Annotated in this window: 12 protein-coding genes and 1 pseudogene; 3 read left to right on the top strand and 10 right to left on the bottom strand. The window is 40.5% G+C overall.

Translation table 11 applies throughout. The annotated features are described in order from the left end of the window. Positions 1-10 precede the first annotated feature (10 nt). Both coaA and NPX98_RS00640 read right to left on the bottom strand, forming a co-directional pair. The gene (gene coaA / locus NPX98_RS00645) at positions 11-994 is read right to left on the bottom strand and encodes a type I pantothenate kinase (RefSeq protein WP_269022027.1); all 984 of its coding nucleotides are present in this window, start codon (positions 992-994) and stop codon (positions 11-13) included. Positions 995-1,144: 150 nt separating this feature from the next. After that, positions 1,145-2,134, bottom strand: coding sequence for an asparaginase (locus tag NPX98_RS00640; protein ID WP_269022026.1), 990 nt, complete (start codon positions 2,132-2,134; stop codon positions 1,145-1,147). Positions 2,135-2,360: 226 nt separating this feature from the next. Between NPX98_RS00640 and hslV the strand changes: the two genes are divergently transcribed. Continuing rightward, entirely contained in the window at positions 2,361-2,930 is a 570-nt protein-coding gene (gene hslV / locus NPX98_RS00635) for an ATP-dependent protease subunit HslV (RefSeq protein WP_269022025.1), read from the top strand. 12 nt (positions 2,931-2,942) lie between these two features. Further along, positions 2,943-4,253: an ATP-dependent protease ATPase subunit HslU gene (gene hslU / locus NPX98_RS00630; RefSeq protein ID WP_269022024.1), complete on the top strand. Its 1,311-nt coding sequence runs from the start codon at positions 2,943-2,945 to the stop codon at positions 4,251-4,253. 21 nt (positions 4,254-4,274) lie between these two features. Here hslU and NPX98_RS00625 read toward each other — a convergent pair whose 3' ends face one another. From NPX98_RS00625 to rpsO, 3 genes are all read right to left on the bottom strand, one after another. Beyond that, entirely contained in the window at positions 4,275-5,273 is a 999-nt protein-coding gene (locus NPX98_RS00625; protein WP_269022023.1) for a class I SAM-dependent methyltransferase, read from the bottom strand. Between the two features lie 72 nt (positions 5,274-5,345). Continuing rightward, positions 5,346-7,547, bottom strand: a complete 2,202-nt coding sequence (pnp, locus tag NPX98_RS00620) for a polyribonucleotide nucleotidyltransferase (protein ID WP_269022021.1) — start codon at positions 7,545-7,547, stop codon at positions 5,346-5,348. Between the two features lie 231 nt (positions 7,548-7,778). Further along, positions 7,779-8,048 carry a 30S ribosomal protein S15 gene (gene rpsO, locus NPX98_RS00615; RefSeq protein ID WP_269022019.1) on the bottom strand — a complete coding sequence of 90 codons (270 nt, stop codon included), beginning with the start codon at positions 8,046-8,048 and terminating at the stop codon, positions 7,779-7,781. Between the two features lie 323 nt (positions 8,049-8,371). On the opposite strand from rpsO, the gene NPX98_RS00610 reads away from it, so the two are divergent. Next, positions 8,372-9,994 (top strand): MFS transporter, encoded by a 1,623-nt coding sequence (locus tag NPX98_RS00610; protein WP_269022018.1) that lies wholly within the window; start codon positions 8,372-8,374, stop codon positions 9,992-9,994. Between the two features lie 108 nt (positions 9,995-10,102). Here the strand turns inward: NPX98_RS00610 and truB are convergent, their stop codons facing one another. From truB to nusA, 5 genes and pseudogenes are all read right to left on the bottom strand, one after another. Continuing rightward, complete coding sequence (truB, locus tag NPX98_RS00605) at positions 10,103-11,062, bottom strand: tRNA pseudouridine(55) synthase TruB (protein WP_269022016.1); 960 nt, start codon at positions 11,060-11,062, stop codon at positions 10,103-10,105. 107 nt (positions 11,063-11,169) lie between these two features. Further along, positions 11,170-11,550 (bottom strand): annotated as a pseudogene (gene rbfA / locus NPX98_RS00600) (30S ribosome-binding factor RbfA); the annotation flags it as partial. A 125-nt stretch (positions 11,551-11,675) separates the two neighbouring features. Beyond that, positions 11,676-14,207: a translation initiation factor IF-2 gene (gene infB / locus NPX98_RS00595; RefSeq protein WP_269022015.1), complete on the bottom strand. Its 2,532-nt coding sequence runs from the start codon at positions 14,205-14,207 to the stop codon at positions 11,676-11,678. Continuing rightward, on the bottom strand, positions 14,204-14,839 hold the full coding sequence (locus NPX98_RS00590; RefSeq protein ID WP_269022014.1) for an RNA-binding protein: 636 nt from the start codon (positions 14,837-14,839) through the stop codon (positions 14,204-14,206). Before NPX98_RS00590 ends, infB begins: the two co-directional genes overlap by 4 nt. Before the next feature lie 18 nt (positions 14,840-14,857). After that, positions 14,858-16,453 (bottom strand): transcription termination factor NusA, encoded by a 1,596-nt coding sequence (gene nusA / locus NPX98_RS00585; protein ID WP_269022013.1) that lies wholly within the window; start codon positions 16,451-16,453, stop codon positions 14,858-14,860. Between the last annotated feature and the right edge of the window lie 33 nt (positions 16,454-16,486).

The following is a 16,486-nucleotide window of genomic DNA, read 5'->3' as shown; positions in this document are numbered from 1 at the left end:
TATTGTATCCTTATAATTTTCGAAGTGCGACATATTCAACCAAATGGTTGTTCCCTTTTCGTAGAATAAGGTCAGCCCGCGGCCGTGTTGGTAGTATATTTTCTTGTAAATTTTTTAGATTAATCGTTTGCCAAAGGTTTTCAGCGATTTGAGTGGCTTCTTCTTCATTTAATAACGCATAACGATGAAAGTAAGATTCAGGATTTTGAAAAGCTGTTTTTCGTAGACGCTTAAAACGTTTCAGATACCAGCTGCGAATGATTTCTGTTTCAGCATCTACATAGATTGAGAAATCAAAAAAATCTGAAACGAAAGGCACGATTTTTCCATCTTTTGGACAATCACAAACCTGAAGCACATTGAGACCTTCAACAATTAAAATATCGGGTTGGTTAATGATAATTTGTTGATTTTCTAAAACATCATAGGTCATATGCGAATAAAGTGGTGCGGTGATATTGCTAATGCCAGCTTTTACAGAAGAAAGAAAATGGAGCAATTTTTTAATGTTATAGGAATCAGGAAAACCTTTGCGATTCATACGATTTTTTTTCTGCAGCACTGCGTTGGGATAGAGAAAGCCATCGGTTGTAATCAGATCGACTTTAAGACTGGATGTCCAACGTTTTAGAAGTTCTTGGAGAATGCGTGCAGTGGTTGATTTTCCTACTGCGACAGAGCCAGAAATTCCAATAATAAAGGGAGTTTTTCTTGTATTTTCTTGATGCAAAAATTGTTTACGTTTTTGGAAAAGTCTCTGCATAGCCTCAACATGGCATGATAAAAGACGGGATAAAGAGAGATAAATGCGCTGCACTTCTTCAAGATCAATTGGATCGTCCATTGATCGTAAACGCTTAATTTCATCCAAGGTCAAAGTAAGCGGTGTATCTGCACGAAACAGAGACCATTCTTTTGCTGTAAAGACACTATAGGGGGAATAGTGCTCAGAATTGCGATTGACAAGATGATTGTCGTGATTGACTTGTGACATAATAACGTTAATGATTTCTTGTGGGGTAAGCGTTTTTTGTACAGAGTGTTTTTCTGGTCATAGTGATGCTTAGGGATGAAAAGGTGGATTGCTTGATGGCCAAAAAGATTGTATTTTGCATGTTGTTTTCTTCAAGATAAATAATGTTTTTCAGCTTATAGTCCAATTATTCCAATGCGTATTAATTTGTTTCTGCGATAGGCCTTGTGCTAGAAAAGCCCATAAAAGCAGGCGTGCTTTCACTGCTGATAAATAGCCAGACATCAGGGCACCAGAAGTGATCAGGTCGATTTCTGCGCCTTTATAACCATAAGTTGTTCGGACTGTTGAGCCATTATAAGAACGGCTAGCGATAACAATTGGTATTTTTCTAGCATATTGTCGCACAATATCTGCTTCTTGAAAACTGCAGTGTCCTGCACCAAAACCAGCGATAACAAGACCTGCATAATATCCACTTTCAAGGCAGAACCTTAATAAATGCGTATCAGATGATAGGGAGGAATGCAGGAGTGCGACTTTGTGATTATCTTTTTGGGGTAGTGCAAAAGCTGTAGGGAAGAAATTTCGATCATTGAAATAAATTGGTTTTCCTTCCAAAATTGTTCCTAAAGATCCTACTAGACCTGACTGAAATGTTTCGACTTTAACGGTATGACTTTTCTGTACCCAGTAGGGTGAATGAATTGTGTCGTTTATGACAACCAAAACACCTCTGTTGCGACTTTGTTGATCGGAAGCGACGCGGGTTGCAGCCAAAAGATTAGCAGGACCATCGGCGCCTGCTTCACATGGTATACGCATAGCACCAGTCACAATAAGTGGTTCGGCATGATTCCAGTAAAGTGAAAGAAAAAAAGCTGTTTCTTCCAATGTATCAGTGCCTTGTGTTATGACGATACCATCTGCACCGGACTTGATTTGCTGAGTCGCCCATTCTATTGTTTCAAAAAGAACTTTAAAAGTCAAAGATCCACTTGGCAATTGTTGTAATGTTTGCGTATGAATATCAGCAATATTTTGTAAACCAGGAACATTTTTTATGAGCACATCTGAAGTTAGAGTCGGTTGAGTTTGGCCAAAGTCATCGAGGGCCATTGCAATCGTTCCTCCCAATGTTCCTATGGTTATTTTTTTCATGGTTTTTCCTTTAAAGATGCAGATATTGACAACTTCTTACAAAAGTTATGTAGCAACAATTTAAATTTATAACAATGATATCATTTTCTCTCACATTTAAACAAATTGAGTTGTGCTAAGTTTGTGCTAAGTTATTGTGTTTTGCAGTATATGTTTTTAAATAGAGAAAGTGATTATTAGATTCTATTCAGTATAATAAGGGAAAGCAATATTAAGGAGTTTTCTTATGGCAGAACATAAGCCTGACATAATGTATGGTACGACCATTGTTACTGTACGAAAAGGTGATAAAGTGGTTATAGCCGGCGATGGTCAGGTTTCACTTGGGCAAACGATCATGAAAGGCAACGCACGCAAAGTGCGCCGTCTTGGAAAGGGGGGAGCAGTGATTGCTGGCTTCGCTGGTGCTACAGCAGATGCTTTCACATTGTTGGAAAGGTTAGAAACAAAGCTTGAGCAATATCCTGATCAGCTTATGCGTGCATGCGTAGAGCTTGCAAAAGATTGGCGCACTGATCGTTATTTACGTCGTCTTGAAGCTATGATGCTGGTGGCTGATAAAAAAGTAACTTTGGCTTTGACAGGTCTTGGTGATGTATTGGAACCAGAAGATGGCGTTATGGCAATTGGTTCTGGAGGCAATTTTGCTTTGTCAGCTGCGCGGGCACTTATAGATATGGATTTAGATGCAGAAGCCATTGCGTGTAAAGCCATGAGTATTGCCGCTAAAATTTGTGTTTACACCAATGACAATTTTACGATTGAAACGTTGGATGCTGAGTTATCTTCTTTGTAGAAAGCTATTTGAATGTGTGTTGTATTTTCTCCTCGCGAAACTGTTTCTGAACTCGATCGTTTTATTATTGGTCAAACGGATGCGAAACGTTCTGTTGCTATTGCTTTGCGTAATCGATGGCGTCGGCAACAACTTGAAGAATCTATGCGTGAAGAGGTTATGCCAAAAAATATTTTGATGATAGGACCAACCGGTGTCGGTAAAACAGGCATAGCACGTCGATTAGCAAAGCTTTCTGGGGCACCTTTCGTTAAAGTCGAAGCGACTAAATTTACCGAAGTTGGTTATGTTGGACGTGATGTTGAGCAAATTATTCGTGATCTTGTTGAAATAGCGATTTCTCTTGTTCGCGAGAGAAAACGAGATGAGATCAAAGCGAAGGCTCACATTAATGCTGAAGAGCGGATTTTAGATGCTCTTGTTGGTAAAACGGCAAGTCCTGCTACCCGTGATAGTTTTCGTAAAAAATTGCGTGAAGGTGAATTGGATAGCAGAGAGATTGAAATTGAAGTAGCCGATAATAGCAATAATGGCGCTCCAACATTTGATATTCCTGGTATGCCTGGTGCACAAATGGGTATTATGAATTTATCAGATATTTTTGGCAAAATGGGTGGTCGTACAAAGATACGCAAAACGACTGTACGGGATGCTTTTAAACCATTAATTGACGATGAATCTGAAAAACTTCTTGATCAGGATCAAATCATTCAAGAGGCATTGCGTGTCACTGAAAATGATGGGATTGTTTTCATTGATGAGATTGATAAAATTGCAACCCGAGATGGTGGTGCTGGTGCTGCTGTTTCGCGTGAGGGGGTTCAACGAGATCTTTTGCCTTTGGTTGAAGGAACAACCGTTGCAACCAAATATGGGCAAATTAAAACAGATCACATCCTTTTTATTGCTTCTGGTGCATTTCATGTCTCTAAGCCATCTGATTTGTTGCCAGAACTTCAAGGTCGTTTACCTATCCGTGTGGAATTAAATGCTTTAACAAGGGAAGATTTAAGGCGCATTCTTACCGAACCTGAAGCTAGTCTGATTAAGCAATATATTGCTTTAATGGCAACAGAGGAAGTTCATCTAGAAATTACAGATGATGCTATTGATGCTTTAGCAGATATCGCTGTTGACTTAAACGCAAGGATTGAGAATATTGGAGCACGTCGTTTGCAAACAGTAATGGAACGTGTCTTGGATGAAATTTCTTTCACGGCACCTGATAAAGCTGGTACATCGTTTAGAATTGATGCTGCCTATGTCAGACAAGCAATAGGTGATCTTGCTTCTGATATTGACCTTTCACGTTTCATTCTTTAGGAGTTAGATTACTATCTTTGTTTATCGGCATGCTTCGATAACTTTGAAGCACTGTGCTTCTTCATGGATAGTAACTGTACGGAAGATATTGTTTAATAATGTTTCATAAGGCAGGTGGTGGTTAGCAACGAGAAGCAAGCTGCCTCCTGATCTGAGATGTTGTGCTGCCTTTGTAATAAAATGTTTCCCTAAAGCAACATCTGTAGTTCGTTGGGTGTGAAACGGTGGGTTTGAAATAACAGTATCGTAAAGACCTTTGATAGGTTCATGAATCAAATCATGCCAGTGAAAACTGATTGGAAGAGAAGTTGTTATGTGTTTCATATGCTTTTTTGCTGCTTCTAAAGCATTATAGTCGGCTTCATACAGATCGAGTGCAGTTAAATTCTTGCTCGTTTCAAGTGCAGCGTGAGAAAGGAAACCCCAACCGGCACCAAAATCAGCAGTTTTTCCAGAAATAATTTTGTGCAGATAAGGAATAAGCATAGCAGATCCTGGATCGATACGACCATGAGAGAACATGCCAGAAGTTGTCTGAAATTTATTTTCAAAACTGAGAGGTGGTGAGCGGAAATATAAAATATTTTGTTTATCTATTTGTTGAGGCACTTGAATCCAGAACACGACGCCATGATTTTTGGATAATTTATCGTTGATGGGAACAATGGATTTGACCCATTTCATCATTGAGGCTGCTCCAACAGTTTTGTCGCCACTAATGACAATCCATCCGTTGGGTTTAACGCATTCTAATAAATCAAGGAAACGATTCTGATTGAGACCACGATATTTGCTAAGTTGTAAAAGCGCCCCATCATAGGTGTAAGTTTGATCTATTTGGGGATAACAGCGGAATTTGGCATTGGTAAATTTTAAGAAATCTGGTCGCCAAGGGGTTATAATTTCAAGGCTTTGTGTCCATTGCTCATCTGGGACTTCAGTTAAACCAAAGCCCAACCAAGACTGACCCGAATTAGGTTGAGGGAGGTCGTAGCTTTTAAAGGGCAAAAACAGCGACATTTTTGGTTCTTTCAAAGAAAAATGCCACTCCGACATTGGAATGGCATTTTGTTTTATGATAGGATAAAAAGATTAATCTTCTTTTTTCTTACGACGAGGCTTTTTTTCAGGTTGCATGTTTTCATCAGCGCTACTGTCTTTTTCTGTATTTGTCGAATCAGTACGGGAAATCTCTTCTCCAGTTTGTTGGTTAACAACTTTCATTGATAACCGGACTTTCCCACGTTCATCAAAACCCATTAATTTGACCCATACTTTATCGCCTTCTTTGACGACATCAGTTGTTTTTGCTACGCGTTCTGAGGCGAGTTGGGAGATGTGAACAAGTCCATCGCGCGAGCCAAAAAAGTTAACAAATGCACCAAAATCTGCGGTTTTCACAACCGTTCCTTGATAGATGGCACCGATTTCAGGTTCATCAACAATCGAATGGATCCAACGTTTTGCTGCTTCAATGGTTTTAGTATTCGCAGAAGCAATCTTAATTGTTCCATCATCTTCAATATTAATTTTAGCTCCAGTTTGTTCAACAATTTCTCGGATCACTTTACCGCCAGAGCCGATAACATCGCGGATTTTTTCCATAGGAATACTCATTATTTCTATACGTGGAGAAAATTCACTGAGTTCATTCCGTGCACTGGTTAATGCTTTTGCCATTTCACTGAGAATATGGATCCGACCGCCTTTGGCTTGCTCAAGAGCAATTTTCATAATTTCTTCAGTAATACCGTCAATTTTGATATCCATTTGCAAAGCAGTGATACCTTTTTCCGTGCCCGCTACTTTGAAATCCATATCACCAAGGTGATCTTCATCACCTAAAATATCGGACAGAACAGCAAAGCGTTCACCTTCCTTAATCAAGCCCATTGCAATACCAGCAACGGGACGTGCCAAAGGAACACCAGCATCCATCAATGCAAGTGAAGTGCCACAAACGGTTGCCATTGAAGAAGATCCATTTGATTCAGTAATTTCTGATACAGAGCGAATGGTATAGGGAAAGGCTTCCTGTGTTGGCAACATTGGATGAATTGCTCGCCATGCAAGCTTACCATGACCAATTTCACGTCGTCCAGGAGAACCAATCCGCCCTGTTTCGCCTACTGAAAAAGGTGGAAAATTGTAATGGAGTAGGAATGTTTCTTTATGGGTTCCTGTTAATGTGTCGATATATTGCTCATCTTCACCGGTTCCTAATGTTGCAACGACAAGTGCTTGTGTTTCACCACGTGTAAATAATGCTGATCCATGTGTACGTGGTAAAATACCAACTTCTGATAGAATTGGACGCACGGTTGAGAGATCCCGTCCATCAATACGTTTACCTGTCTCAAGAATGTTCCAACGCACAATTTTTGCTTGCAAATGCTTGAAAACAGTTGCTATTTGATCTGCGCTAAAAGCACAGTTTTCTTCTTTTTCTAGCATAAATTTATCGCTGACTTTTGTTTTTATAGCGTCAATTGCAGCGTTACGTTCTTGTTTATCTGTGATTTCATAAGCTTTTCGCAGATCCTGTTCGATGATTTCAAGCATATTTTTTTCAAGATCAGACAGATCTTCTGGAACAAATTCGCGTGGTTCTTTTGCGGCTACTTCGGCAAGCTTAATGATGGCATCAATAACGGGTTGAAAACTCTTTTGCCCAAACATGACAGCGCCCAACATCACATCTTCAGGCAATTCGTGTGCTTCTGACTCCACCATCAACACAGCGCTGTCGGTTCCAGCAACGACAAGATCAAGCTTTGATTCAGTCATTTCATCAATGTTTGGGTTGAGAACATATTGCCCATTGCAATAGCCAACACGGGCACCGGCAATGGGGCCCATAAAAGGAACTCCTGATAGGGTTAATGCAGCAGAAGATGCAATCATGGAAAGAATATCAGGATTATTCTCTAAATCATGCTGTATAACGGAGACAATTACCTGTGTATCATTTTTATAACCGTCGACAAACAGAGGACGGATTGGACGATCAATTAAACGTGAAATCAGAGTTTCGCTTTCACTTGGGCGACCTTCACGTTTGAAATAGCCACCCGGTATTTTACCGACAGCGTAGGTTTTTTCTTGATAATTGACGGTGAGTGGGAAAAAGTCTTGATCTGGTTTCTGGCTCTTTGCTGAAACAACGGTTGCTAATACAACGGTTTCACCGTAGCTGGCAATGACTGCGCCGTCGGCTTGACGCGCAATTTTTCCTGTTTCTAGGATCAGTGGCCGACCGGCCCATTCAATTTCTACCTTATGGATTTTAAACATTTTTTATCCTTAATGGCCAGTGTTTACATTCTGGTTTTGTGCATTATGTTTCAGATCTATGGACAAGACAACGAGGTGCTTGTGTCTTTTGCAGAGAACAAAAAATTGCAATTTTATACATAAAGCAACTAGCACTCCTGTCCCATAATAGTTTTCTATACAGTCATTGACTGAAAGCAGTGCGTTAAATAAGCGGATGGGTTTTTGTTGAGAACACCCACCCACTTTGTTTTAGCGACGCAATCCTAACTTTTCGATAAGTTTCTGATAGCGAGCCTGATCAACATCTTTAAGATAATCAAGGAGGCGACGGCGTTGAGAAACCATCTTTAAAAGACCACGACGGGAATGGTTATCTTTTTTGTGAGATTTAAAGTGATTAGTCAAATTAGCGATGCGCTCTGAAAGAACAGCAACCTGCACTTCTGGCGATCCTGTGTCACCGGCCTTCGTTGCATATTCTGTGATAAGAGCTTGTTTACGGTCAGCTGTAATCGACATCGTATTATCCTTTCAAAAAAACAAAGAAATATAAGGTCGCCCATCGCCGAGATGTCGTTCAGCAAGGGCCTGTGAATTTATAAGAAGAGTGGAGGCACTCCTATTTATTTTTGATGCTTATATAGGAAAGAAAGTTAAAATGCTAGCCCTCGAAAGTATCTCGTAGATCTGCTTTAGCAAGTCTTTATTTTGAAAATATTTAATTTAGTGATGTTATGTGAAAGATTTAAAAAGAATTATGCATTTGTTGAATGGACAAGTTGTCGTTTATACGGTGTGTTTATGGTCAGGAGAAGAACAAACTGTCAATTTGGAGGTGAAGGATGCAGAAAATTTCAACATTAGAGCTTTTTCATAATTCAACATTTCGAAGGTTATGGTTAGCCACCCTTGTATCTAATTTAGGAGGATTTATGCAGGCGGTGGGAGCAGGTTGGTTGATGACGTTAATTAGTTCTTCGCATTCTATGGTCGGACTTGTTCAAAGTGCTGCGACATTACCGCTTGTTATGTTTTCTCTGATGGCAGGAGCATTAGCTGATAATTTTAATCGTCGTCATATTATGTTTTGTGCACAGATTATGATGATGATTGTATCAATCATTTTGGCAATTTTATCTTATGTGGGATTGATGACACCTTGGCTTTTATTGGGTTTGACGTTTTTGATTGGGTGTGGAAGCGCCTTTTATAATCCTTCTTGGCAGGCTACAGTAGGGGATATTGTGGACAGAGAAAATATTCCTGCTGCCGTAAGCTTAAACAGTGTTGGTCTCAATCTCATGCGCAGTATAGGCCCTGCTATAGGAGGCGTTATTATTGCTATTCTAGGTGGATCTGCTGTTTTTTTGTTCAATGCTATGAGTTATATTCCTTTAATTAGTGCTTTGTTTTTATGGAAGCCAAATTATAAAAATAACACATTGCCACGAGAGAAACTGTTTGGGGCTGTAGCAGATGGTTTGCGTTATGTTGCGATGTCACCAAATCTTCTGAGTATTATGACTAGGGCGTTTCTTTTTGGTATTGGAGCCATTTCGATTTTAGCCTTGTTACCAATTGTGACGCGTGAAATCCTTGGGGGAGGGTCTCCTCTTTATGGTACATTGCTTGGTTGTTTTGGTCTGGGAGCGATTACAGCGGGTATTATTAATTCATATATACGGAAACATTTTAGTTCAGAAACAATTATTGCGAGCTCATTTGTTGGTTTTTCCTGTTCCTGCTTTTTTTTGGCAATAAGTCGTTCATTGATTGTAAGCCATCTTATTTTATTTCCTGCTGGTGTGTGTTGGGTTTTGGCGTTATCATTATTTAATACATCTGTACAGCTTTCCACACCACGTTGGGTTGTTGCACGCGCTTTAGCGATTTATCAAACGGCATCTTTTGGTGGTATGGCAGTTGGAAGTGCAATTTGGGGGACATTGGCTGATGGTTATTCTCCAACTGTCGCTTTGAGTGTTTGTGCACTATTCTTGATTTTTGGAGCATTTGCGGGGATAAAGTTTAAGATACAAGAAATCCCACAGATAAATCTTGAGCCGCTTGATCAATTTAGAGAACCAGAACTTTTACTCAACCTAGAAGCACGAAGTGGTCCAATTATGATTATGATTGATTATAAAATCAATGAAGAGGATCTCAAAGAATTTCTTGAAATTATGGCGCGTCGTCGCCACATCCGTAGACGCGATGGTGCACGCCAATGGGTTTTATTACGTGATCTTGAAAAGCCAGAATATTGGACAGAAGCTTATCATATGCCAACTTGGGTGGATTATGTGCGTCATAATCATCGTCACACAAAAGCAGATGCAGAGGTGCATAAGCATCTTGATCGATTAAACCGTGCATCTAGCGGTATAAAGGTACGCCGTATGATTGAACGACAAACAATTCCTCACGCCAATGAGATGCATGTGAAACTTTCCATTGACCAATAATATTTTTTTTGTGGTAAGAACAAGTTTGGGCAATGAGAATTGGCTTCATCGCTTATTTGTGCGAAAAAATATTTTTCCGCAAAAGCTGTTGTTTTAGGCAATAGCTCATTAAATTGTAAAAATCCGTTTAGGCTTAAACTGACTCTTGTCAATGAAACCTATAGCAAGGAGTTGGCCTTTGTAGGTTACACAAACCTCATTTTCATCAATAGGTGTATTTTGATTATAGAGGAGTACTGAATTTCCCATTTTTATTTTCTGCACTTGAATTTCGTTGAGTGCATAATGAGAAAGACAATTTAATGCGGTGTCTGTTCCAATTAAGAGTTCATCAAGTGCGGAAAAGTTTCGTGTGGCATATTCACACTGTTCATCTGTTTTATTTTTTTGGAATGCTGCTTCTTTTAGTTCATTCCACGTAATAAGATCATTTTCATCAAAAGGTGCCACTGCGATACGGCGCAAGTCAGCAATATATCCATAACAACCAAGGTCACGTCCCATATCGCGTGCTAAAGAGCGTACATAGGTTCCTTTTCCACACGTTATTTCAAAGATAGAATGTCCTTGTGGGGAGGCTCCAACAAGCTTGAGCGTATCAATTTCTACTTGGCGGGGGGGAATTTCAACAGTTTTACCCTCACGTGCCAAATCATAGGCGCGATTGCCTGCAATTTTAATTGCTGAAAACTGCGGAGGTGTTTGCAAAATAACACCTGTATATTTCGGTAAAAGAGCAAGGATATCTTCTTGGGTTGGGCGTTTAATAGACGTTCTTGTAATATCGCCTTCTAGATCATCTGTAGAACGCTCTTCTCCCCAAGCTATATGAAAATGGTAAGTTTTCATGCCTTCCATAACATAGGGAACAGTTTTTGTTGCTTCACCTAATGCAATAGGCAATAAACCAGAAGCTAGGGGATCAAGTGTACCTGCATGTCCTGCTTTTTGTGCATTAAAAAGCCATTTTATTTGTGAAACAGCTTCTGTGGATTTCATTCCTTTTGGTTTATCAAGGATTATCCAGCCAGAGATAGAACGACCTTTTTTCTTGTGTTGTTGTGTCATATTTTTTTATCCTCAGGCTCAATAGGCTCAATAGGCTCAATAGGCTCAATAGGCTCAATAGGCTCAATAGGCTCAATAGGCTCAATAGGCTCAACGTTATTATTAAGAAGATCGCGTGCTACTTCAGGCGATCGGAGCAGGGCATCGATTTTTGAAAAATTATCAAAACTGCTATCAAGCTGAAAACGTAGCTCTGGCATATATTTCATTTGCCGCAACTGATGACTAATTTCTCTACGGATAAAACGGCTATGTTTATTAAAGACTTTAATGATAGCAACATTAGAAGCGTTATCAACAGTACTGAGAAGGGAAACAAAGCAGGTGGCAATTTTCAGATCTGGTGACATGCGTACTTCGGAGATAGAAAGAACAACACCTTTTAAAACATCATCAAACAAAATACCTCGTTGCAACGTATGGGCAACTGCGTGGCGAACCTGTTCTCCTACTCTTAATTGCCGTTGTGATGGGCCTGTATTTTTCATTGGAAGATACCTTTGTTACAAGCCATCTTGCTCTGTTATTTCAAAGGATAAGGACAGATAGAGGCATGATACGTAAAGTTCACTCACTTTCCTAATTCGACAGAAAGGAAAGCTGTTGGTTGATTTTATAATGTGCGATTAATCTGCTCGATTCGGAAAGTTTCAATGGTATCACCTGCACGAATGTCTTCATAATTTTCGAATGCTATCCCACACTCTTGGCTGACTTGTACTTCATTGACTTCATCTTTGAAACGTTTGAGTGTTTTAAGCTTCCCTTCATGAATGACAATATTGTCTCGGATAAGGCGAACGCCTGCGCCTCTTTCTATTTTTCCTTCTGTGACCCGACAGCCAGCAACTTTTCCAATTTTTGTAATATTAAAGACTTCCAGAATTTCAGCACTACCGAGGAAAGTTTCACGATGCTCAGGAGAAAGTAACCCTGACATAGCTGCTTTTATATCATCAACAAGATCATAAATGATGTTATAATAGCGAATTTCAATTCCTTGCGTTTTTGCTGAATCACGCGCTTGTTTATTGGCGCGAACATTAAAACCAATAACGGCAGAATTGGAAGCTTCAGCGAGAGAAATATCACTCTCAGTAATTCCTCCGGCACCAGAATGAACGATGCGGGCACGCACTTCCTGATTTCCTAATTTTTCTAAGGCTGAAATAATTGCTTCTATTGATCCCTGAACATCTCCCTTAATGATAAGCGGGAATTCTTTGACACCGGTGGTTTGTAATTTTGTCATCATTTGTTCAAGAGAGCCACGTGAGCTTGTTTGACGCGCTACAGCTTTATCCCGTGCTAATCGTTGGCGATATTCGGCGATTTCGCGCGCTTTTGCTTCATTTGCAACAACAGAAAAGCGGTCACCAGCTTGTGGTGTTCCTTGCATCCCTAAGATTTCAATTGGTGTAGAAGGAGTTGCTGCTTTGACATGACGACCATGATCATCAATCAATGCACGAACGCGACCCCATTCATTGCCGGCTACGATAATATCGGAAGGATGTAATGTTCCTTTTTGAATGAGAACAGTTGCAACAGATCCACGTCCCCGATCAAGCTTGGCTTCAATAACAATACCCTCTGCAGTTCGTTCTGGATCTGCTTTCAGATCAAGAATTTCCGCTTGCAGGAGAATGGCTTCCAGAAGTTTGGCAAGGTTTTGACCGGTTTTAGCAGAAACCTCGACTTCCAAAGTTTCACCACCCATGGTTTCAACAAAAACTTCGTGTTGCAGTAACTCCGTACGCACCTTTTGAGCGTCGGCAGCAGGCTTATCAATTTTGTTGATGGCAACAATAATAGGTACACCAGCAGCTTTTGCATGATTAATTGATTCAATTGTTTGCGGCATGACACTATCATCAGCAGCCACGACCAGAACGGCAATATCGGTAACATGAGCACCACGAGCACGCATTGCTGTGAATGCGGCGTGTCCAGGTGTATCGATAAAGGTAATTTTCTGACCGTTTTGTTCTACTTGATAAGCACCGATATGTTGTGTAATGCCACCTGCTTCACCAGAAACAACATTCGCTTTACGAATTGCATCAAGAAGAGAGGTTTTGCCATGGTCAACGTGCCCCATAATTGTTACGACTGGTGGACGTGATCGCATTTTTTGAGGATCATCTTCTATATTGAAGATACCTTCTTCTACGTCAGATTCTGAGACACGCTTAACCGTATGGCCAAATTCAACGGCGATGATTTCTGCAATATCTGCATCGATGATATCACCGGGTTTCATCATTTGTCCCTGTTTCATCAGAAATTTAATAACATCAACAGAGCGTTCAGCCATACGCTGTGCAAGTTCTTGTATGGTAATGGTTTCAGGAAGCACAACTTCGCGAGAAATTTTTTCCCGTGGTTCTTGGTTTTGTGCGCGTTTAAATTTTTCCTGTCGGCGACGCATTGCAGCCATGGAACGACCACGTGCGTTGCCTTCTTCATCCAATGCACTATTAAGAGTAATTTTCCCACGGCGACGCTCTTCTGCACCTTTTACAGCTTTGGGTGCACGCATTTCTGATTTGGAAAGATTAGCGCGTCGGCCATGTTTATCTTCATTATCTTTTTCATTGATGGAGCGTTTTTCAACTCCAGTTGTATTTTTGACAGGAAGAACAGTTTCTATTGATTCTACAGGCTCTATCGGTATGATTTCAGGGGCAGGGATTGGAGTTTGTATTATGGTATCTTGATTTTCTTGTTCTATTTTTGTTTCTTGAACAGTTTGCAAAGACAAGCTTTCTTCACGTTCTTTAGCGAGTCTTTCTTTTTCTTCAGCCTGTTTACGCATTATCTGTTCTTGGATATGTGCTTCTTCTAAAGCGCGAAACCTTGCTTCTATTTCAGCTGATGAAAGATTGCTTTGCGTTACAGTTTTCTCTGGTGCCACTTCTTCGAATCGTGGTTTTGGACGAGGTGCTACATGTGGTTTAGTAATTGACTGCGGTGCCTCAACTTTTTCATCTGGACGCGTAATTTTACGTCGTTTGGTTTCGACAACAACCGCTTTTTTACGACCATGACCAAAATTTTGTTTGACCGTATTAGTTTCTAGGCCCGACCGTTTTAGGGTAAGTGTTCTCTTGACTGTTAGCTTGTCATTATTATCTTCACTCATTGTATTTCCTTCACGGCTTTTGCGGTCATTTCACTAGGCTTATAGTGTTTGCCATTACGATAGGAGACCAGTTTGTATATCGTTTTGAGAGACCCGTCGGCAGCTTTCGTATTCAACAAGGCTGCATGTATCACAGGATTAGCTCCGAAAGCCATACTCATTTCATCACTTGTTAATAAAGATATGGTTTTTACATCCTGATTTGTTTTTTGCTTTATTGCATGGATCGCTTGCGCAATTTTTCGTTTTCCGTCTTCAGCTGCTTCTTGTGCATGAAGCACAAGAGCAACTCGACCAGAGCGGATTGCTGCATCCACTTTGGTTGCACCCATAACAATTGCACCTGCTTTTCGCGCCATAGATAAGCTGCTAAGAGTGGATCTCAGAAAAAGTTTGTCTACAATATTAGCAAGGTCTGAAGCAACCTCAACATCTGTTTTAAGACTTTTGCTAAAAGCTTTGCGTTTAATTGCTTCTTCAATGGTTGTTCGGTAAGCAGAAACCCATACACCACGTCCGGGCAAATTAGCTTTCAGATCTGGAACAATTTGACGGTTTGGATCGATGACAAAACGGATCAGGGTTGTTGCTGATGCAGTTTTTTTTGTCACAATGCAGGTCCGTTCATTCATTTAAAATGTACCCATATCTCAATTGTCTATTTTTTCATTTTCTGCAAGATCTTCTGTAATAAGATCATTTTGGTCTATCCAGCCTGCTTGCACACGTGCAGCTAGAATCATGGCTTCTGCGTCAATGCGTGTAATATCAAAAGGAGTCAGAATACCAGGAAAATTCTGTGTTTGCCCTTCTTTGCGTTCTCGCCAGCCAGCCAAATCGTCGACTGCATAACCTGCAAAATCTTCTATCGTTTTGACACCATCTTCGCCAACAGCAACCAACATAGCACTCGTCATGCCAGGAAGTGCACGCAATTCATCAGAAACACCTAGCTTTTTACGCTTTTCATCGAGTTCTTTGTCTTTACGTTCTAAATATTCGCGTGCGCGATTTTGTATTTCTGTGGCAGTTTCATGATCAAAACCATCAATAGAAGCAATTTCCTCAAGACCAACATAAGCGATTTCTTCAATGGAAGCAAACCCTTCTGAAGCCATAACTTGTCCGATCATTTCGTCGACATCTAAAGATTCCATAAAAAGTTTACTGCGTTCAGTAAATTCTTTTTGGCGGTTTTCAGATTCCTCCTGTTCTGTTAAAATATCAATATTCCACCCTGTTAATTGCGAAGCTAAACGAACATTTTGACCACGTCGTCCAATAGCAAGACTGAGTTGGTCATCAGGAACAACAACTTCAATACGTTCAGCGTCTTCATCGAGGACGACTTTAGAGACTTCGGCAGGTTGTAGTGCGTTGACGATAAATGTTGCAGCATCTGGGGACCAAGGAATAATATCGATTTTTTCGCCTTGTAATTCTGCAACAACAGCTTGGACGCGACTTCCCCGCATTCCAACACATGCTCCAACGGGATCAATCGAGCCATCCCGTGAGACAACGGCGATTTTAGCACGTGAACCTGGATCACGGGCGACGGACTTAATTTCTATAATCCCATCGTAAATTTCTGGAACTTCCATGGTAAAAAGTTTTGCCATGAATTGAGGGTGTGTCCGTGAGAGGAAAATTTGTGGACCTCTTAGTTCACGATGAACATCACTGACGAAAGCACGAATACGATCTCCATATCGGAAGGATTCACGCGGGATTAATTCATCACGCCGTACAATAGCTTCTCCACGTCCTAAATCAACAATAACATTCCCATATTCTACACGTTTAACTGTGCCGGAAAGAATTTCACCAATTTTATTTTTATATTCTTCGAATTGTTGTTCGCGTTCTGCATCACGCACTTTTTGCACAATAACTTGTTTGGCAGATTGCGCTGCAATGCGTCCAAAGTCCATGGGAGGCAAAGGGTCGGCAAGAAAATCCCCTGCTTTTGAGTCGGCTTGGCGTTTTAACGCGTCAGATAAAGCAATTTCAGTTGTATAATCTTCAACGACATCAACAATTTTCAGCAGACGTTGTAATTTAATTTCACCTGTTTTGGAGTTGATTTCAGCACGGATATTGGTTTCTTGACCATAACGAGAACGCGCCGCTTTCTGAATAGCATCAGCCATTGCAGAAATGACAATTTCACGGTCGATCGATTTTTCGCGTGCAACAGCATCTGCAATTTGCAGAAGTTCAAGCCTGTTAGCGCTTGTTACCATCGATTTTCTCCTTTTTTGTGCCACATGAGGGAT

The sequence above is a fragment of the Bartonella sp. A05 genome, from assembly GCF_026930145.1.
GTDB lineage: Bacteria > Pseudomonadota > Alphaproteobacteria > Rhizobiales > Rhizobiaceae > Bartonella.
The sequence above is the reverse complement of the archived record's forward strand: the minus strand, read 5'-3'. Positions and strand labels throughout refer to the sequence as shown.